Annotated in this window: 27 protein-coding genes and 1 pseudogene; 3 read left to right on the top strand and 25 right to left on the bottom strand. The window is 37.5% G+C overall.

The features are described 5' to 3' along the window. Positions 1–4 precede the first annotated feature (4 nt). From STRIC_RS12970 to STRIC_RS07180, 19 genes and pseudogenes are all read right to left on the bottom strand, one after another. Positions 5–3,428, bottom strand: a pseudogene (locus STRIC_RS12970) (glucosaminidase domain-containing protein). Position 3,429: 1 nt separating this feature from the next. Then, complete coding sequence (locus STRIC_RS07105; RefSeq protein WP_008088706.1) at positions 3,430–4,905, bottom strand: distal tail protein Dit; 1,476 nt, start codon at positions 4,903–4,905, stop codon at positions 3,430–3,432. Next, complete coding sequence (locus STRIC_RS11590; RefSeq protein ID WP_156033600.1) at positions 4,898–5,344, bottom strand: phage tail tape measure protein; 447 nt, start codon at positions 5,342–5,344, stop codon at positions 4,898–4,900. The genes STRIC_RS07105 and STRIC_RS11590 overlap by 8 nt, the downstream gene beginning before the upstream one ends. Before the next feature lie 156 nt (positions 5,345–5,500). Further along, entirely contained in the window at positions 5,501–6,985 is a 1,485-nt protein-coding gene (locus STRIC_RS07110) for a hypothetical protein (protein ID WP_008088744.1), read from the bottom strand. Then, positions 6,972–7,226: a hypothetical protein gene (locus STRIC_RS07115; protein ID WP_234944202.1), complete on the bottom strand. Its 255-nt coding sequence runs from the start codon at positions 7,224–7,226 to the stop codon at positions 6,972–6,974. Before STRIC_RS07115 ends, STRIC_RS07110 begins: the two co-directional genes overlap by 14 nt. A gap of 71 nt (positions 7,227–7,297) precedes the next feature. Then, positions 7,298–7,726: a hypothetical protein gene (locus tag STRIC_RS07120; RefSeq protein WP_008089371.1), complete on the bottom strand. Its 429-nt coding sequence runs from the start codon at positions 7,724–7,726 to the stop codon at positions 7,298–7,300. A 3-nt stretch (positions 7,727–7,729) separates the two neighbouring features. Beyond that, a complete protein-coding gene (locus STRIC_RS07125) occupies positions 7,730–8,341 on the bottom strand; it encodes a hypothetical protein (protein WP_008089325.1) in 612 nt (203 codons plus the stop codon). Then, positions 8,342–8,707, bottom strand: a complete 366-nt coding sequence (locus tag STRIC_RS07130) for a hypothetical protein (RefSeq protein WP_040832132.1) — start codon at positions 8,705–8,707, stop codon at positions 8,342–8,344. Position 8,708: 1 nt separating this feature from the next. After that, positions 8,709–9,113 (bottom strand): HK97-gp10 family putative phage morphogenesis protein, encoded by a 405-nt coding sequence (locus STRIC_RS07135; protein WP_008089120.1) that lies wholly within the window; start codon positions 9,111–9,113, stop codon positions 8,709–8,711. After that, complete coding sequence (locus tag STRIC_RS07140; RefSeq protein WP_040832134.1) at positions 9,110–9,409, bottom strand: head-tail adaptor protein; 300 nt, start codon at positions 9,407–9,409, stop codon at positions 9,110–9,112. Before STRIC_RS07140 ends, STRIC_RS07135 begins: the two co-directional genes overlap by 4 nt. Then, positions 9,409–9,939 carry a hypothetical protein gene (locus STRIC_RS07145; RefSeq protein ID WP_008089138.1) on the bottom strand — a complete coding sequence of 177 codons (531 nt, stop codon included), beginning with the start codon at positions 9,937–9,939 and terminating at the stop codon, positions 9,409–9,411. Before STRIC_RS07145 ends, STRIC_RS07140 begins: the two co-directional genes overlap by 1 nt. A gap of 34 nt (positions 9,940–9,973) precedes the next feature. Next, positions 9,974–10,342: a hypothetical protein gene (locus STRIC_RS07150; RefSeq protein ID WP_008089342.1), complete on the bottom strand. Its 369-nt coding sequence runs from the start codon at positions 10,340–10,342 to the stop codon at positions 9,974–9,976. Between the two features lie 13 nt (positions 10,343–10,355). Continuing rightward, on the bottom strand, positions 10,356–11,213 hold the full coding sequence (locus STRIC_RS07155; protein WP_008089226.1) for a P22 phage major capsid protein family protein: 858 nt from the start codon (positions 11,211–11,213) through the stop codon (positions 10,356–10,358). A gap of 19 nt (positions 11,214–11,232) precedes the next feature. Continuing rightward, positions 11,233–11,811, bottom strand: a complete 579-nt coding sequence (locus tag STRIC_RS07160; protein ID WP_008089557.1) for a phage scaffolding protein — start codon at positions 11,809–11,811, stop codon at positions 11,233–11,235. 164 nt (positions 11,812–11,975) lie between these two features. Next, the gene (locus STRIC_RS12160; RefSeq protein WP_156033602.1) at positions 11,976–12,134 is read right to left on the bottom strand and encodes a hypothetical protein; all 159 of its coding nucleotides are present in this window, start codon (positions 12,132–12,134) and stop codon (positions 11,976–11,978) included. A gap of 3 nt (positions 12,135–12,137) precedes the next feature. Further along, a complete protein-coding gene (locus STRIC_RS07165) occupies positions 12,138–12,413 on the bottom strand; it encodes a hypothetical protein (RefSeq protein ID WP_008088858.1) in 276 nt (91 codons plus the stop codon). Positions 12,414–12,504: 91 nt separating this feature from the next. After that, on the bottom strand, positions 12,505–13,809 hold the full coding sequence (locus tag STRIC_RS11860; protein ID WP_008088755.1) for a phage Mu protein F-like protein: 1,305 nt from the start codon (positions 13,807–13,809) through the stop codon (positions 12,505–12,507). Then, positions 13,796–14,659, bottom strand: a complete 864-nt coding sequence (locus STRIC_RS07175; protein WP_008089056.1) for an IS982 family transposase — start codon at positions 14,657–14,659, stop codon at positions 13,796–13,798. Before STRIC_RS07175 ends, STRIC_RS11860 begins: the two co-directional genes overlap by 14 nt. Before the next feature lie 131 nt (positions 14,660–14,790). After that, a complete protein-coding gene (locus STRIC_RS07180; RefSeq protein WP_008089317.1) occupies positions 14,791–14,976 on the bottom strand; it encodes a helix-turn-helix domain-containing protein in 186 nt (61 codons plus the stop codon). Positions 14,977–15,119: 143 nt separating this feature from the next. On the opposite strand from STRIC_RS07180, the gene STRIC_RS12455 reads away from it, so the two are divergent. After that, positions 15,120–15,263, top strand: a complete 144-nt coding sequence (locus STRIC_RS12455; protein WP_008088773.1) for a hypothetical protein — start codon at positions 15,120–15,122, stop codon at positions 15,261–15,263. On the opposite strand, the gene STRIC_RS12165 is transcribed toward STRIC_RS12455, so the two are convergent. From STRIC_RS12165 to STRIC_RS12170, 4 genes are all read right to left on the bottom strand, one after another. Then, positions 15,236–15,412: a hypothetical protein gene (locus tag STRIC_RS12165; RefSeq protein WP_008088863.1), complete on the bottom strand. Its 177-nt coding sequence runs from the start codon at positions 15,410–15,412 to the stop codon at positions 15,236–15,238. The two genes, STRIC_RS12455 and STRIC_RS12165, sit on opposite strands and share 28 nt — an antisense overlap. 31 nt (positions 15,413–15,443) lie before the next feature. Then, the gene (locus STRIC_RS07185) at positions 15,444–15,659 is read right to left on the bottom strand and encodes a helix-turn-helix transcriptional regulator (protein WP_008088940.1); all 216 of its coding nucleotides are present in this window, start codon (positions 15,657–15,659) and stop codon (positions 15,444–15,446) included. 14 nt (positions 15,660–15,673) lie between these two features. Further along, complete coding sequence (locus STRIC_RS07190; protein ID WP_008089260.1) at positions 15,674–15,859, bottom strand: helix-turn-helix domain-containing protein; 186 nt, start codon at positions 15,857–15,859, stop codon at positions 15,674–15,676. 338 nt (positions 15,860–16,197) lie between these two features. Beyond that, entirely contained in the window at positions 16,198–16,395 is a 198-nt protein-coding gene (locus STRIC_RS12170; RefSeq protein WP_008089436.1) for a hypothetical protein, read from the bottom strand. Between the two features lie 180 nt (positions 16,396–16,575). Between STRIC_RS12170 and STRIC_RS07200 the strand changes: the two genes are divergently transcribed. Both STRIC_RS07200 and STRIC_RS07205 read left to right on the top strand, forming a co-directional pair. Then, on the top strand, positions 16,576–17,340 hold the full coding sequence (locus tag STRIC_RS07200) for a LexA family transcriptional regulator (RefSeq protein ID WP_008089544.1): 765 nt from the start codon (positions 16,576–16,578) through the stop codon (positions 17,338–17,340). Positions 17,341–17,459: 119 nt separating this feature from the next. Beyond that, positions 17,460–18,563 (top strand): site-specific integrase, encoded by a 1,104-nt coding sequence (locus STRIC_RS07205; protein WP_008088680.1) that lies wholly within the window; start codon positions 17,460–17,462, stop codon positions 18,561–18,563. A gap of 83 nt (positions 18,564–18,646) precedes the next feature. Here the strand turns inward: STRIC_RS07205 and rpmA are convergent, their stop codons facing one another. Then, complete coding sequence (gene rpmA / locus STRIC_RS07210) at positions 18,647–18,940, bottom strand: 50S ribosomal protein L27 (protein ID WP_002985110.1); 294 nt, start codon at positions 18,938–18,940, stop codon at positions 18,647–18,649. 27 nt (positions 18,941–18,967) lie between these two features. Then, entirely contained in the window at positions 18,968–19,294 is a 327-nt protein-coding gene (locus STRIC_RS07215) for a ribosomal-processing cysteine protease Prp (RefSeq protein WP_008088900.1), read from the bottom strand. Between the last annotated feature and the right edge of the window lie 6 nt (positions 19,295–19,300).

Raw genomic sequence — 19,300 nt, forward strand, 5'->3', positions numbered from 1 at the left:
TTAATCACCCCACAATCGTTTTATAGTATTTTGTAACATTCATGTGTTTGTCTACCCCATCCACTTTGAACATCTCCTCTCGGAAATGACCAACTTGTAGAGTCGCCACAAACATACCGTTATCAATTTTGAGCATACCGCCTGTGATTGATGCGACTTCTGCACCTGATGAGTAAAAGGCGACGCGGTCTTTAGCGACACGCACGGAACTTGTACCGTCTTTAGACCCAATAATCAGACCTTCCTCAGATGCCGACATGTAATTGTCAATAAAATTCCACTGCTCTTTTAAATCAAGCAAATCATTTTGTGCTTTGATAGCCCTTTGACCTGCAATAATTAAATCCTGCTCAGATAATTTTTGACTGGCATTCATGGCATCAATAGCTGCCTGAATTTGCTTTTGCATACTTGCCAGTGCATCAACACTTGCTTTTGCCTGCAACTCTGCTAGTTTATTGATTTGCTCAATTGTCAGACCAGCGTCAGCTTTGCTATCAATCTTATTATTGATATCTTGTAATTGTTTTTCATCTAGCGCTCCGGCAGGTCCGGGATCTCCTTTTTCTCCGGGATCTCCTTTTTTGCCTGGAGAACCTTGATCACCCTTTTCACCGTAAACACCAATGATTGCAGGCAACGTCTCTTTTCGAGTACTATCTGAGTAAATGTCGACGTGATAATACCAGTGGTACTTGTTTGTCTCTGTAATCTCCTGTGGCGTTTTAGTCCAACCAGAGGTTGCTGAGGTTACTCCTGTGCGATTCGGAGATGCCAAATAATAGTCCTCCGTTGATGTAATACCACGACCTGCAGGACCTTGTTCTCCCGAAGAGTTTGTAAAAGTAATCTGCTTACTTGCTATTAGGTCATTGCCAATATAAGCTTCAACCGTGATAATAAGCGGTTTGTCTTCTGGGACATTTGTAGCGTCAACAGCTAACTGAAGCCCTGCCCCTAACAAAGAGTTTTCTCGTTTAAATTGGAATGTAGCATTAATTTTCTTATTGCTTTTCCATAACTCGGCAGTTAAAACCGAGCGACCAACGCCATTAGAAAACACATTGCCGTTATCAGTGATAAGCCTCAAATCATAAGGTTTGGCAGCTTCAGCCAACTCGCTCATCCGGTCAATCAAACTTTGAGATACTTTGCTTTCTAAGGCTCTAAAATTATCAAAAACAGTTGTGTTTTGTCCTGGCTCTGTAAATGAGATATGCTGCTCACTTACACGAGCTTGTAAGATTAGGCTAGGTGTGTATTCAGGATCATTAATCTTGATAGTGTCACCGATGTCTAAATCTCCTACATATCCTGATACTTCATAAGTAATTGCGGGATAGCAATGTTTCCTTAAATCGGCAAGTGCCCGTCGAGATAAGCACTTCTTCGCTTTCGGTCTCAACTTGTAAGTCTTTACGTATCCAGTTATCATCTGTTTCAATTCCTGTAAAAGCCGACGGATAAAGCGACTTAGATAACGGAGCATATAGCAAACCATTTTTAACATAAAATTCAACTTGCCCTTTATCATTTTTCCATTCACGATAAAGCGATGGATTGATTGATACTTCTTTTTCTTCGGTAGTTGTTACAGATTCATCTTGTGGCTCTTCTTGAGTTACTGTTCCCTCTACTCGTTTACCTTGGACAATTTCCGGTGGATAGCATAAAGTTTGGATGACACTCAAATAAGCACTAGCTGAGTATGTTCTTTCCTCGACGTATTGATGTCCTGCAAAGTTTTGCTCTAAAACTGTTAAAGTATCACCAGATAATGATTTAATTATTACAGTATGACCCCATCCAGTTGTATAGACAGGGCCACTTGCATTAGCTTTGATATTAGCTATTGATCCAGCGATTAAATCTGCTACTTTATTCGGCTGCACCACTTTCCAACCGAATTGACCCCAGTTGTAGTCGGTACCAATATTAGACGCAGCTTGACCAGCTCCAATGAGGCCCCTAAAACCGGTAACCCCTCCACCAAGTCCTGGACCATCTAACTTCATAGCCCACCATGCAGACAGGGCATAACATTGACCGCTACCAACTAAGCGCCCTTTTAGACCACTGGCCTCATCGAGGATTGCTTTTGTTTTAGACGCGACTTGAGATACGCCAGCACTCGTTGTACCTCCGCTTTTAAACTGGTTATCAACGTTATCCATTGCGCCGTTATTATTACGGTTGATACCACCTCGAATGTCTCGCATGAGAGGTGCATAGTGAGTATATCCGGCAGCTGCATAATCGTATGTCGCACCACCAACTCTAAAAAGACCTTTGGTGTACTCATCAATGGTTGATTTACCTTTGACGGCATATATGCCTTGCTCAGCTAGCAAGTACGTGTAATCCTTTAAATAGTCATCTACACTAGCATAATGATTATAAAAACCACCCTCTGCTCGAGGTTGGCCTTGTGAAACTATAATGCCACTTGGTCTTGTCGTAGCACCGGTCCATGTGATGCCCCCCCAGTTATTATCAGAACGACCAACAGGAGTATCACCCCAAAAAGACTCGAGGTATAACTGACTAAACACACCAGATGGCAAGAGCTTATATTTACTACAAAGGTTTAAGATAGTGCTGACAGTGGACGATGTCATGACGTGGCCTGCATATGTGAGATTCCCACCAGACCACGACACCTTGCTTAGCGGTGCAGCGCCTTGTCTAGTGTTCGTTGTCGTAGTGGTTGTAGATCTTCCACTTGGTCTGATAGCATTATAAAGGTTTGTCTTATCTATTTTTCGGCGTACGGTCTCTATATTCTTGCCATATTGCAAAATGATATCATCACGCCTTCGACCAACTCCTTGATTCTTCCCATCATACTTTTTATAGATATTCATCACAAAGGACTTGAGCGAGGAATCGCTCTTTAGATTAGTAACAAACTCTATCTCAGCATCGAAGTTATTAGCTATGGACAATAGACGCTTAAGATTAGTATCTTGGCCAGTCCATTCAATAGTTCGTTTCGCATCAGCCACCTCATTGACACCAATGGAGATTGCTCCAAACCTAAGAACTCCAAAAAGATTGCAATAATCAACAAATGTCATCTGATTAGCAGCTTTATAAGGCCCTGCATATTCATTTAAAAGTTCTAAGTTTAAATTCTCACAGTAGCAGTGGATTTCTGTGTCAGTTTCGTCAGTGGTCATAACGTTAAAAAGATAAGATTTACCATTATACTTAAAAGACACAAAAGACCTCTCTGTTAGTGTCAGATAGGCCTTTTCTTTTATTGTGTCAGATTTAATACCACGCTTATAAACTGTAAATTCAAACGTCGAATTTGCCGTTTTTAGGTACTGAGAAAATTTATCATCGTAGTAATTCAAGGTATCTTGCTTTTCGTTATCGATGTAAGCCACCTTTTGTAATTGTGCGTTATGGATTGTTAATAGCATGCTATAGATACCTTTCTTCAAATTTTATTGATATTTCTGGCAAACTCGTCACCCAAGATGATGCCGTAATTTCCATTGTGGATTTTCCTGGCGGAATTTTTGGAAAACTTAAAAAGCCATCGATTGCTTCGTTGGCTTTTGGAATATTATTTACTAAAATGGTGTCATTTTCAGAATTGATGACAACTTCTGTCCCTGGACCATAGGCATTTGGCACATTGTATTCAAATGGAACCTTATCTTTTTGATATGAGTATCCATCAATATACATATGTGTTGGTATGGGCTTACCTTGGAAACTTCCGAGTGCAATGTGAATTTTTGCAGATTTCTTACCTTTTAGCTCTGGAAAAGTCCGTTTATTTTGACTACCCCACCAAAAAGCAGAAATCGTGTCATCGGAACGCTTTAGGTCAGACCAACCTCGAGGCTCGTTAAAGGGATTTTGTGTTTCGATATGAGTAGCATCAAATGTCCAACGTAAATCAGTTATTTTATAACCGCCATTCCCATCAGTGACAAAAAAGTTATATTCTGTTTTTGTTCCTGATGCTCTTTTTATAGTCTCTACTCCGTATAAAAATTGTCCTTTTTCGTCGGATACCATAATTTTGATAAATCCAAGCTGAGATACAGTTCCGACCCAAAAAATTTGCCTCCACCAGTGGTAATCGTACAGACTACCGCCATCTGGTATATCAAATGTTAACGACCCGGCATGATTTCCGCTTGGGGCAACACTTCCTTCTAACTCGATATGTTTTCTTCCCCAAACAGTATTTGTTAGCAAATTTTTATCAAGAACTTGTGTTGAGTCATTTAAAATAGCAACATTTTTCTGGCCGGTTGATAAAGCATTGACTATCTTGTCATCTCTAAAATCATAGGCCACTATTGATTTTTCCCTTGTCTCCGAGTCAGCAACCTCTCTATCTCCTACCTCAAATACAGATAACCTATTAACAAAAGCAAGATAGCCGTTTTCGTTATTATGTTTCACCGTAATAATAGGGTAAGCGGCAACGTTGCCGTTGTTTACCACATCAAAAACAAGCTTATCTCCGACTTTATTATAAGTCGTTAATTTTTTATAACTAGTGGAGTGAGCTACACCGTCAACGGACAAGAATGTTAAGCTTAAGTCAGCATTTCGTACCGAACTTGATGGGTCGCCAAAACTTTGCAAAGATACAATGTAGTATCTATCTGGTTGATCATCAAATTCTAGTTTCTTTTCCTGTTCAGCGAAAATACTGTTTAACTTGTCGATTGCTCCCAACACATCAGATTTGATAAAGACATCGACCTTAATAACTTTGCCTCCAAACCGACGCCTTGTCAGTGACAGTCCTCTAATAGCAATGTGTTTTGTTTCATTAGTAATATCTGCAGTTGGAGGTCTATAAATTTTTTTAACTACAAGATACGGATCTAAGGAGATACCATTGTATTTCATGCTTTTAAAAACCTTAGACATTGACATCTCCTCTCAATCTTCTATTCCTTGATGTAGCTAGTTCGATTTTGTCTTTTGTTTTAGACCATGTCTTGGCCACGATAGAATCACCATCAAGGTAAAAATCAGGGTCTTTATCGACTAACATTCCAAGTAAATCTACCACTTCTGTTAATAGTTCCACCAGTACAGACGATCCAACTTCACTATCTGTTGCCGAATAAATACCTTCTCCGATTTGGCCAAGTGTATTCTTATTAAGTGGCAATACTGCTTCTGGCCCTGCTTCACCACCAACCATAGCATTGTTGCCATTCATTCCAAATAGAGTTGGGGCGGTCATAATACCGCCTTTGGCATACCATTCTACGCCAACAGAAGGTAAAGAACCTTTGCCCATAAATCCCCAAGGCGCCTTCCCTCCGCTAACTCTAAAATGCGGAAGTTTAATGTGAGGCAAGCTCCATTTGAAGTTAAATAGATTTTTTATTTTATCAATAGTTGATTTAACAACATTTTTTGCTGCTTCTATCTTTTCAGAAATGGTTGATTTTATTCCATCCCAAACTTCAGCAGTTTTTGTTTTTGCAGATTCCCATGTTTCACTTATGAATTTTCAAATTTTATCAAAAATCTGTTTACCACTTTCTGACAACGAATTCCATGTTGATCCCAGCCAAGAAGTGAAATCTTGCCAAATTTTCTTACCGGTTTCTGTTTGTGTAAAGAACCATACCAAAGCTGCAACTACTGCAGCAATAGCAGCAATAGCAGCAATAAGTAAAACAAATGGATTTATAGCCATAACTGCATTAAATGCTGCCATCGCTCCAGTACCAGCAACGGTTGCCGCAGCATGTGCCCCTTCAGCAGCTGTAAGTGCATTGGTTTTAACAAATCTTGCTAACATAAGCCCGTTACCAATACCTAAGGCTAAATTTTTTGCACCTTCGATAATTGCAATTGTACCGGCAACTAATTTGTAAGCTCCCCATGCGAATACTACACCCATGATTGATGATTTTAGAATATCAACAGCCATTCCTCCTTGTTGGAACCAATTGATAAAACCTTGAATGCTTTCAGTAGCAACTTTTAAAAACTGAGCCACATCTTTAATAGCAGAACCTACACTTTCAACACTAGTTTTACTTTGATCAAGTCCCAGTGTTTTGTTAATAAATTCTGATATAGAACTAGAAATGGTACTAAAAATATCCTTTAAATTATTAAAAGCTTCACCAAAGGTTTTAATAGCACCATTGTCTTGCAAGGCAACTTTCAAGTTTCCTATCCAATCTTGGGCTTTTTCTATCCATTTAACAGCACTTTGTAATCCTGTAACAACTGGACCAAGTAGTGGACCACCTACGATAACCTTGAAATCTGTCCAAGCCTGCTTCAAGTTACCTATGACATTTTCAAATCCATCTGATTCTCGTGCTGCTTGGCCCATTGCACCGGATACCTTGTTGGCATCCTCGTACATTTGAAGTAGTACTTGCTGTTGTTGCTGACCAGATAAATCCTTAAAGGCCTGACCAAACATTCTAGTAGCAGCTGCATTACGTGTTGTCTCAGTAGATAAGATTCCTAGATTATCTGCCACCTCGTAGTTTCCTTTAAGGTATGATTTCAGAGTATCCGTTGTCTCTTCTAAAGACTTATCATAAAATGCCGCACTATCGGCAGCTGCAGCAGTTGCTCGAGCAGTAAAATTAAGAGATTCTTCTGCGCTCATCCCAGTTACTTTTGCGAAAGATGCAATCTGATTAAATGCAGGTTTAATCCTATTTGGGAGAGCACCTGCCGCTTTGGCAACAGAGTTAAGCTTGTCTTGGGCAGTTTTTTCGATATCACCAAAAACTTGACTAAATTGGCTGTCTATCGCTTTTGCAGTAGCTGCTGCTTCAACAACTGACTTGCCAAAATCAAAGATAACTTTACCAGCGAATAAGGTACCTAAAATACCTGCCATTTTTTTGAATGTAGAGATTATTTTGCCGCTAGATTCTTCGGCTTTGCCAGTAGTTTCATCAATAGCTTGGTTAGCTTCTTTATTTTTTAAACCAATCGACCCAAACAGTTTAGATATTTCCATCTAGCTTATCCTCCTTTACATTCTTTATTTTTAAAATAGCTTCAGCTTGAGCGATAACTTGCTTATCTCTTTCGATAGACTGCCTCTTTTGTTTTTGTTTATCGATATGGCTTTTTTTAGAATATTTCTTGAGAAACTCATCAAGTGATATTTCAAAATCTTTAGATATCCATATTTCAGTCAACTTTTCTTCATCTTCTTTTTCGAATAGATACAAAAAGAAATCCAACGATTCTTTCAAGTCTTGTTGCTTGAGTAAATCTGTTGGATTTCCATATCTTTTAAAAAGTATATCTTTTAATCGATTGTTATCTAAGCCAAGAGAGAAGAAATAGATTGGAAAAAATCCTTTAATTCCGCCTTTTTTCCGAAGCTAACAATCAGCGCAGTATAATCAATCATACTTAGATTTTCAATATCTTTCTTAGTTGTTCCTGTTAAGTCAGCAAGAAAGGTATTAATTTCGCTTTTAGCATCTCCGATATGTCCCATAATGGTAAAACCGAGGTCAGCTACAAGCTTCATACCACGTTTTTCAATTTCAGCTTCTTGAGCTTCTTTTTCAGCTTTAGTAAGTTTCTTTTTTTTGAAACTATCTAAGCCTGGTAAATCTGGAGCATTACTAAATTGTCGCTCAATTAATTCAACTACTTGATCTTTGATATTTAACTTCCCAATGATAGCTAACATCGTAAAGATGTCGCCTCCGTTAAGTTCACGCATTTCTAGTTTATCAGCCATTCATTAAACCTCCAAGCTAACTTCTGGATAATAAATACGACAAGGAAGTGTTAGGTTATCAATTTGATCCTCATTTGCGTGAGCTTCAAATGTCATTGTAATAACAGCTTCTTCATTATCCTTTGTGTCAAATTCTAGCCCAGACGTGCAAAGAGCGTTATCTAAAATAACAATAACGGGCTTGTCTGTTCCAGATAATGTAGCTACAAGTCCTAGATTTGCAATATAATCAGTGTTTTCAAGTTTAGCTTTACCACTAATAACTTTATAGTCTGATGGCGATGTCTTTCCATCTCCAGTATCAAGTTTACCGTTAATTGCTAAACGTAAATTTTCAGCAGTCAGCTCTTTCATGTTAATTTCAATCGTAGCAGATTGACTCTCCAACACCTTTTGACCTACTGCAGCTACAAAAACACCATCAATTTCAATCGTACGGTAATTTTGTTCAATTTTTAACTTATTACCATCTGAAGTTGCCCCTAGTAGCTCGCCTTCCCATTGAGAAGCTTCTTGATTCCAGGCCAAATTTTTATAAACAGCACCGGCATTGATTAAGTAACTTTTAGGTGTGTTCTTGGTGTAACCTGTGCGTTTGACTTTTGTTTTAGTCATCTATTTTCTCCAATCTATAGTAATGTATAGTCTAATACTGCGCCTTTGCAATGTATCAGACATCGTCTCTATGACGTTCGAACCATCGAATCTAAATCTCAAATAACAATCATCAAGCATAGCCGAATGGTGTTCTAAAACACTCTTTAGCTTGCTTAATGATGTTTCGATTCGTGAATCGTCAGTACCTCCGTTATCAAATAAATCCATGTCAACATAAGCACCGTCTTGTTCCCATTCCCTACTTTCTCCTTGATAGCTAAAAACAGAGTATGGATAAGTTGGTTGCTCCATTGGATTGACACGGAAATAAGTATCAACAACAGGACTACAAGTATCAATAATATGTTTTATAACTGATTTCAAATCATCCTCCGAGATCTCTAAGGGCCTTTTCCAAAATCCGTTGTACTTGTTTCTTGGTTTTTCTAAAAGCAGTTTTTAAGTAAGGACTTGGTTTATTACCGTAAGTAAAGTGAGTCTTACCATCTGGTGTCTGATAAATCCATCCACCTTTTCGACCGTTTCCTTTTTCAGCAAATTCTCCTGTCCCAAACTCAACCCAAATAGCATACTCAACATTAGTACCTACATACGCTATTAGCTCTGACTCGCTAACTTTGTAGCCAATGCTTTCTTTTAAGGCCCCAGAATCAACAGGTACTAAAAGAACAGCTTGTGCTTCTACCAACATTGCTGCTTCGATAAGTCCTTTTATGGCTTGTCGTTCAATAGACTTTTTTACAAGCGAACTATTATTTATAAAAGTCATGCAACCACCTTCAAATAGATTTCTAAGTGATGATCAATATTAACCGGATTATCTACAAAAGTAATCTCATAAATAGTTCCGTTGCCCATGATACGGTCAGCATTTGTGATACTAATAGTAGTATCAGGCGTAATAATGACATGACTTGAACTAGTAGGGATAGCCTTTGGGTCTCTCTCATCACCAGATAACATATCTAGCCATCCAGTAAACACAATTGATTTTTCGTGGCAATATATCGGTTGTCCAACATCATTTGTACCTGTTTGGGTATATTTTAAGATAGTAAAATCCATTAAGACCACCTAATCTTCCGGTACTTTTTCAAAAATCCAAGCAGGCTAGATGGATAACCTTCTTCTGTTTCTGATGATGTCACATCGTAATATGTTACAGACCATCTACTGATGAATTCAGATTTAATACCAATTTTATCTGCCATTTTGGCATCATAAGCTAGTAGCTTTTTAACACCAGATAAAACATCACTAGGATATCTGACAAGCGTTAAAATAGCCTCTGAGTTAACTTCACTGATAAAATCACCATCAACTGTCAAAGTGTCGACTGAGGCGTTTTTAACAGTGTATAAACCATCGTTATAATGAGTCCCGTTAATCTCGATAGTATCGCCGACCTTAAAAATATCAAGCCTGCCATCGCTTACTCTGATAGTCTTATCTAACAAGATAAGCCCTTCACATCTAAAGTTAACAACTTGGAAATTATTATTGGTCAGTTTACGAATCATAATTTCTAAGCCATCGCAAGTTTCTTCGGTAGCTGATTTGTCTAACTTTTGTGCCTCATCTAGTGAAATAATCATAGTTTCTCCTTCAAAATTAAAGGAGAGTAGATGACTACTCCCCTTTTTGTGCCTTCAATAATTCTGCTAAAATTTCTGTTTTAGCATTTTTTGCATAACTGATTCCGAGTGAGTCTAACTCAGCTTTAATGGCAGTTCTATCCAACTCTACTGTTTCAGCTTCCTTAGGATAAAGTGGACTTTCTTCTGTGAGTTCAACTTTTTTTGGCGGAAGTTCTATCAATTTTTTAATCAAAGCGACACCTTTAGCATTATTTCCGCTTCGTAACTGAGCGACACGTTCCGGTGTTGGTTCGTACCCCTCACGAGGATAAAGCGATCCAATTGGATATTGAACACGCTCATCATCGGAATCAATAAAGGTATCAATTACGATATTCTTTTCTACAAGTTTCTTACTCATTCAATCCTCCTGATTAGACAATTTCTTGACCTTGTTTTACACAGAATGAGATTACTTGACGAGGGTCAATTACTTTCAAACCATAAACAAGTAAACCTTTAACTGCATCTGAGAAGTTTTTCTCTGGACGGTATGCTTCAGTTTCGACAATTTGTTTAGCAAAAGCAATACCATTTTGTGTCCCAGCAATTGTAGTAAATTCTTCAGAAGATTTCTTGATGTTGTTAGATGTTAATAGCTGGATTCCTGCAACCATTGCACCTTCAACAATACCGTTAGCAAGTACGTTAAAGTTATCAACGAAGCGAACATCTTTACGCAGCATGCCAATGTACCAAGATGGAAGCACAACTTTACGCCCTACCTTAGGAATGTTTAATTCATCAAGTTTAACAGATAGGTCCACTAACATATCATAAGCATTTTTAACAGTGATCGCTTTTGGAAAACCAGTTTCACCAAACTTATTCTTAATGCTTGAATCATCTGCCAACGCTGCAATTTTTTGGTCAATGTGATCAGCCAAGGCATATCCAGCACGTTCCATTGATTTATCCATTAAATCGACATTTGCCTGAGCTTTTACAACATCCTTAACTTGGAAGTGGAAATATTTAGCTTGGTCAATGTTCAATACAACTTGAGTGCTTGTCAGTTCATCAGGATTATCAATATCTGCTCCTGTGTAGTCTTTAATAGTGATTTCGCCGATTGAATTAATTTTAACAGCGTCACCGTATCCTTTGATTTCTCCTTCATAATCAGTTGTGGCCATTTGTTCAAAGACAAGGTTTTTATCAAGTGACGCAAGTAATCGAGCACTCCAAAGTGTTGGGATAAAGTTTTTAAAGTTATCAGTTCCAATAGACATAATTTTTTATTTTCCTTTCTTATTGCATGGATGCTTTGATGGCATCCCAGTTCTCATTAATCTCAGCCGGACTCATGCTGCTCAGCTCCGCTTCAGTGTACTGATGTGCCGGTTTCCCGTTGCCAATATCAGCTCCACCAAGTGGCTGGTATCCTCCTGGATTATCTTGAGTTTGTTTTTGATTCGACTCGAAAAAGTTTGGATAGTTATCTTGTAAATCTTTGATTTTGTTATCAATTTCTTTTAGTGCTCCACTATCATCAGTTTCGATATCTCCAAGTTTGTACATAAGGTAATCAACATCAGTAGCTTTAGCTGCACTAAGAGCGTCTTTAATAGATTGCTTTTTGGCGGTCTCGATAGCATCTGCTTCTAGTTTGTTGACTTTTTCCTTATACGTTTTCAGTTCACTTTGCAGTTCTTCGTTATCCTTATTATTCTTTTTTAAGGTGTTAAGCGTACCGTTAGCTTGCTCCAGTTTGCTTTCAGACTCATCAAGCTTTGTCTGTAATCCTTGGACTGTTTCGCCATGTTCAGCCATAATTTGATTAATAACTTCATCAGATAATTCAAGTCCTGCTAAAAATTCACGTTTCATACATCTTCCTTCTACGTCTGTTTAACGTGTGACGACCACGAAAGTTTGAGATATGCTGTACGGTTTAACGTCACGCCGGACGATTTTGGGCATAAAAAAAGACCCTATTAGGGTCATTGTTATTAAATTGTTAGTAGTCTATTCCTACTAGTCAAGATAATGGATCACGCTCCTTTCAGTTTTCTGTCGGTTTCAAGTGCGATATCTCCTTTCTTTTTTTTATCTTTTTTAAAAGCAATATAAAGCATAAAAGCAGAAAGCGGAATAACTACAATAAGAGCTCCGACTTCCATAATTAACCTAAGTTTAAAATACATATCCATGACTTATTCCACCTTTTCATAACTTTGTTCAAAGACATCAGGCTTACAAGGATAAAACTCACCTTGAATACCTTTAATGATGTAATCACTAGGATATGCTGTCATAACACCTTCTAAAGTGTTTGTACGTAAAACAGGACTGTTAACAACCTTGTCAACCTCAATCCAAGCTCTTTCTTCCGAAATCGCGCTAATTATCCACTCTGGATCTTCTTTTTGATGAATATCACCGTACCACTGAAACGCTTCAACTTCGACAGGTTTCTTTTTATATTTCATAGATGCCTCGCTTTTCTGTGGATAACTTTATATTTAAGGTATTTAAAAAGGCACGTTATCAGCGTACCTGTGGCTTTTAATTGTTTCATGACTATCCTTTCGCTTTAATCCCAAATTTTTTTAATCTGCGTTGTAATGCTATTACGTCTTTTTTTAGTTCAGATTTTGATTTACCTGCCAATAACATATCTGTCATTTCTTCAGGAGTGAAGTTGGTAGATATTCCGGTTCTTCCGCTCTCGTGGTACTTAATGCTTAATTTCTTAGCAACTTTCTTGAGCTTTTCTTCGCTCATTTTATCAATTGATTTCATAGAGTAGTAATCAGCATTTGGTTTCCTGTTGGTCTTAGGTTTATCTTTCCTTAGATCTCTTGATTCTTTCAACCTCTGAAGTTCCATTTCTAACTCTGCTCTAGGCTTATCTGCCAATTTTGTAGATTTAGATTTAATATATTTTGGTTTTTGTAGTGGTTTCTGAACATCTTTAACGATCTTATCATGATCAATTGGAACTGCCTTAGTTTTTGTTTTAGGTCTCTTTGGTTCAATTCTATTCCGTTCCCAATCACGATAGTTTTTATATTCAACTATCTTCCCTGTTTCGTTGTCTCTTCTTTGCATCGGTTCAATTTCATCGACCAATACCGATATTGTTCTACACCGGCATGCAATGTCTTCGGAAGCGATACCAAACATGTGAGGCTGCTTTGTCTTATGGCCATTTATACGAAAATATCCATCAGGATTAACCCTGACACCATCTAATTCAGCATGGTTGTGCCTGGTTCTCTTATCGAGTGTCGCCACCCACTGCTTCTCAAAGTCAATTCCGAGCTTTTCGGCCTCTATTTGTGACTTTTGGCGTGTAATAGCTTGCACTCGCCCAGCTTCTGTTCTTGTTATCATCATCGCCCTACGATAAGAACTATAACCTTGTTCAGCTAGCCTTGCTGCAGCCTTTGGATAACTAGCTCCACCTAAGAAGATACGTGTCAAATCATCTTTTATATTTGCTTTTAGTTTTTCAACAACACCATCATTTAGCCTATCTGATAATTTAAAGTTAGCCACAGGCGTCTCAATAATAGTCTTTAATTCGTCGTCCTTCAACAAAGCAAAATTAATAGCTCCATTTTTGCTCTCTGCTTCGTAAAACAACTCATTATAAGCTAGTTTTCCAGTATCAATTAAATGGCTTGTAATTTGCGTTTTAAGCCCCTTTTTTAACTCAACTGTTGATTGCTCGAGCTGATTTAAAAGAGCTGTCATTTGGCTTAATTTTAGCTTTTCTGTCGAAGATAACTCCCCTAGTTGACTATAGTCAAATTGTAAAGCTGATTTTAAGTCTCTTATTGTCTGCACATAGAGGTTACCCATGGTGCTAGTTAATTTCAAAATATCTCAAATTGTAAGCTAGTATGATTTGTTCAATCCTCAATTGCAGCCCTGTCATGCCCCTAGCCAGTGTTCGTTCCATATCAAAAAGGAAACAAAGTTCTGAAAATCTAGTCTCAATGGTTCGTCTCATAGCCATTAGTTTCCAATGATTATGCTGTTTAGCCCCTTCCATATTTTGACGCAAGGGAGTCCAGAGGTGATAGCCATTTTGCTTCAACTCATCTTTCAGCTCACGGTTAAGGTAACCTAAGTCTGCTAAAATGACGGATTGTTCACACCTTTCTAGCAACTCGTAAACTGCCTTAATATCATGAACAGAGGCTGGGCTGACAACATAATTCAGAATGTAGCCTGATAAGGTCACTAGCATGTGAACCTTAAAACCGTAAAACCACATATGTTTAGAGGCGGTGTAACCAATATTAGCTATCCCATTGAAAAGTCTGAACCTGTGGTTACGAATAGATTGACAAAGTGGCAAAGGAAAGCTGTCTATAATAACAATGGTATTGGGAGAAATTTGAGTGTTCATTGCCTGACGAATCACTTGAACCAGCCAAATCAACTGTCTTGCACGCCTATTAAAGCGACTTCTTTCTAGTAATGTACCGCAGGGAAATAGCTGACAAATCCTATAAAAGTGACGTTGTGATTTAATACCTAGTTCAGCTTGTAATAGCAGTAAAACTAGAAGAGATTGGTCTGAAACTTTGGACAGACAGACGTTACGACGGTGTTTGAAGTCTTCCGGACAATAATCCTGATAAAACTGAGAACAAATTTTTGATAATTGACGCATATTCCATTGTAAGTGATGGGATTTAGCTGTATACTGTAAGTGGCTCATTTGGACTAACCTCCTGTTTGTGTAGGCACTTACAGTATAGTCCTTTTGGGCTTTTTATTGTATTTTGAGATTAACTAGCACCACGGATAAATATTTTTTCTTTTTAGTCCGATTCCCGTCGGACTTTTTTGTTATCTAAATTCGTCTAAACTGACATCTAATGCGTCAGAAATTTTGACCATGTTGGGCCACGACAAATTTTTTATTTTTCCGCTTTTTAAGTCGCTAAAATGACTTTTATTAACTCCAGAAAGTTTCGCTAATTGGTACATAGTCATACCTCTTTCTGATAAAATTTTTGATAATTTACCCCACATTACCCACTCACCAAAACACAATATATAGTTGTTCATAAGTTATCCACAACTATTGATTGTGTTTTCCTTTCTATTTTGATATAATTTATTCGAATATGACCTCTCACCGTTGTATTCAAAAATTATGGAAAGGAGGGAAGGTTATGATTTCAAAAGAGCAAATTGCCCATGATTTAGCTATTGCTATAATGACTGCTGGATTTTCTCAAGAAAAATATCATCGTGTGAACTTTACTCAAATCACAAAATACAAAGATTATTACAAACGATTTTTATCTGAATTATGATGCATAATATCTAAATAATCTTTGTAAGCCTCTGTCAAATGACTTAAGCAAGTATTAAGTGTATGTGCTGTGTAGTCATTTTCGGAGGTTTTAATTTCATTTAATATTGTTTGCATTAGTTCTAAGAATTTGTTTTGTGTTTCGTTCATGCTGTCTCCTTTCTGTTGTATAATTTAGTTATCAGTTTTGCACACGTTTCGTGGCCTTTAGATCCAAAAAAATATCCTTAATGTCTTTATTAAAAAAATCAGCAATCAAAAACATTTCAGACGACCAAAAATCACGATGGCCAAGCTCTTTTTGTCTATACGAATTTTCTGATCTGCCTAAAATATCAGCTATATCAGCTTGTGTCATATTGTGTTCTTTTCGCAATTTATACAGAAGAATCTGCATCCCCCCACCCCTTTCTATTTGAATTCGTCTAGGCTGACACCTAAAGCATCAGAAATTTTTTTCATGTTTGGCCATGATAAATTTTTTATCTTGCCTCTTTTTAAGTCTGTAAAGTGACTTTTATTCACTCCGGAAAGTTTTGCCAGTTGGTACATAGTCATGTTCCTTTCATCTAGCATTTTTGACAATTTTTCCCACATTGTCACCACCTCTAAAACACAATATATAGTTGTTGATAAGTTATCCACAACTATAAGCTGTGCTTTCCTTTCTATTTTGGTATAATTTAAATATGACAAATCGATTCAAAATTTGAAGTCACTACCCTTCAAAACCTCCTTATGAATTGACAAGTCAAATGAACGCGAAAGGAGAATGCTTATGCCAAATTATATTTGCAACAAGAAAGCCGACGATAATGGTTGCCACGAAGTGCATACCGCCACTTGTTCTTATTTGCCAATTAAAGATAATCAACTTGAGATTGGTTGGAAATCTAATTGTCAAGAAGCTATCAAACAAATGTATGAATGGAATCCTACTGGATTTCGTTTTGACGGTTGTTTTTGGTGCTGTTACCCTTGTCATAGTAGGTAATTCTATCAACTGCTAAAGATGATTGCTCATGAATCGACTCAATATAGACTTTCGTCAATATATCGATCACCTTGTGTAATCTAGCATTCTCACGTTTGAGTGCTAGATTTTCTGTTTTTAAAGCGCTTTGTTCGTCCACTTTTTCTCTCCTTTCCACTCCCTCTCGGGAGTTTTTATTTTGCTTAATTCCTTAAGCTTGATTATAGTATAAACCACGTTTCGTGGTTTTGTCAACTGTTTTTTTGTTTTTTCGTAAAAAAAGTTTCTTTTCGTGGTTTTTTGTGTTAAAATATTTTTGTAATTAGCAAGGAGAGCTCTTATGGATAAAGAAAAATTAGCCGTTTTCATCGGTAACAAAATAAAACAGTACAGACTCGAAAAAGGCTGGACACAGGAAGAACTCGGAAAACAAATTAGTATGGGGAAAAACGCTGTCGGTAATTATGAACGGGGTTTTCGCTCCCCCAAAAAGAACACGATGTTCGCTATCGCTAACGCTTTTGGTATCTCGATAGACGAACTCTTCCCTCCTATAAGTAAAGAAACCGTCGTACATCTTCAACCGCAATCTAGCACCACAGAAATCAACAACAAAGTCGCTTTATTAGATAAAGAGCTGAAAGAACCTCGTCATAGTTATTGGGTAAAATACGGTGAAAATCTTTTATCTGAACAAAATACAGTAGAAGACAGTAAAGACACAGTAGTAGAATTATTCTCTTATAACTACTACGACCACCCCGCTTCTGCAGGTACTGGTCAATATCTAAATGATGTGCAAGTAGAAACAATTGAGTTGCCAGTCGACTATGACGCTGATTTTGTTATTCCTGTCTACGGCGATTCCATGGAACCTGATTATCACTCTGGGGACTATGTGTTTGTTAAGCTATCCGTAGAGCTAACAGATGGCGATATAGGAGTTTTTGAATACTATGGGGACGCTTATATCAAACAACTACTTATAAACGCTGAGGGGGCTTTTTTGCATAGTTTAAATGACAAGTACGATGATATTCCAATCGATGCAGATAGTGATTTTAGGATTATCGGAGAAGTAGTTGGTAGTTATTCAGAAAAATAAAAAAGCCCCACGCTCAAATTTGGCGAGGAGAGCGTGAGGCGAATTCCAGTATAGTAAAATCCTGCATTTGTGTAGGTGTTTTACTATACCCATTTTAACAGAAAAAGAGGTATAAAACAATGATTGGTCAGTATGAAAAAGGCGGTACGACTGCTTATTATTTTAAGGCTTATCACGGTATTGATCCATTAACTAATAAAAAGATAATTACTAAGCGTAGAGGTTTCAAAACTGAACGACAAGCTAGACTTGCTGAAGCGAAGTGCTTAGCTGATTATGAAAAAAAGACTTTTAGAACTAAGAACACTACTACAACCTTTAAACAAGTTTATGAAATTTGGAAAGAACACTACAAAAATACTGTAAAAGAGTCCACTTATATCAGCCAGACAGATATTGCCAACAGACTAATTCTACCTATATTTGGAGATAAAGCTATTAACAAAATAAGCCTTACTATGTGTCAGACACAAGTAAATCAATGGGCGAAAACCTATAAACGCTTTTTTAACATCATAAGCATTGCCAACCAAATCTTCAATTATGCTATATCAATGGAACTTATCGAAAATAATCCAATGGCGAAAACAATCAAGCCAAAACGTAAAAAATCCGACAAGAAAGAACTTGAACAGTTTTACAATAAGGAAGAGCTACAGAAGTTTTTTAGCTTAGTAACTGACATGGATGATCAAGAGATGTTGACCATTTTCAGACTTCTTGCTTTTACTGGTATGAGGAAGAACGAAATAGGCGCTTTAAAGTGGTGCGACATTGACCTAAGAAATGGACAGATCACTGTTAGCAGAACTCTGGCAAAAGGTTCGAATAATAAAATAATCTTCCAAACGCCCAAGACTAAAAGAAGTCAGCGGACTATCACAATAGACCCTGGAACTGTTGAGATTTTGAAACAATGGCAAAAATATAGCACAAAAGACTTACTTTTTAAAAATGAAGATGGCAATCCAAAAAGTATCGTTAATGTCAACAACATGCTAAATCGTATTTGGAGAAAGCATCCAGACTTCAAAAGGATAACTCCACACGGATTCAGACACACCCACTGCTCCCTACTGTTTGAAGCTGGAGCAACAATAAAAGAGGTCCAAGAAAGATTAGGTCACGAAAACATACAAACTACTATGGATATCTATACCCATGTCACACAAAAAGCTAAAAATAAAGTAGCAGATAAATTCGCATCCTACATTGGCTTTTAGAATATGGGTACCAAAATGGGTACCAAAACAAAAAAAAGCCTTCCGAAAAGTCGGAAGGCCTTATGTAATGCGATGTTAAACAATTATTTAGCTACTGGGTAAACTGATACTTGTTTTTTATCGCGACCTTTACGTTCGAAACGTACAACACCTTCAACTTTAGCAAAAAGTGTGTCGTCTCCACCACGGCCTACGTTTACACCAGGGTAGATATGTGTTCCACGTTGGCGGTAAAGAATTGAACCACCTGAAACAGTTTGACCATCAGCTGCTTTAGCTCCAAGACGTTTTGCTTGTGAGTCACGTCCGTTTGATGTAGAACCTCCACCTTTTTTGTGGGCGAAAAGTTGCAAGTTAGCAAGATTCATTTTTAACATAATGTTGTTTCCTCTCTTAAAATAAATTTAGATGACTTTTGTTTTGATGAATTCCGAAGAATCTTTGGCCAAAACAGTCATTCCTAGAAGAAAAGATTCAAATAAAAGTTGAATTTTCTCCTGATTGTCATTAGGCGGAATGGTAATTTCCATATACCCACCTTCAACATCATTCATGGTTACTGTTGCCTCACAATCTGCTAGAACTTCCATTGAATTAATAAAATTAATGGCTAAGGTACTAACAGAAGCACAGACAATATCAAAGCCGTATTTACCACTTCCTGCATGGCCTGTCAGTTTAACACTGCTCAGTTGGCCATCCTTTTGACGCGTAAAAATTGCTTTAATCATAGGTCA

Source organism: Streptococcus ictaluri 707-05, from assembly GCF_000188015.2.
In the GTDB taxonomy this organism is placed as follows: Bacteria; Bacillota; Bacilli; order Lactobacillales; family Streptococcaceae; genus Streptococcus; species Streptococcus ictaluri.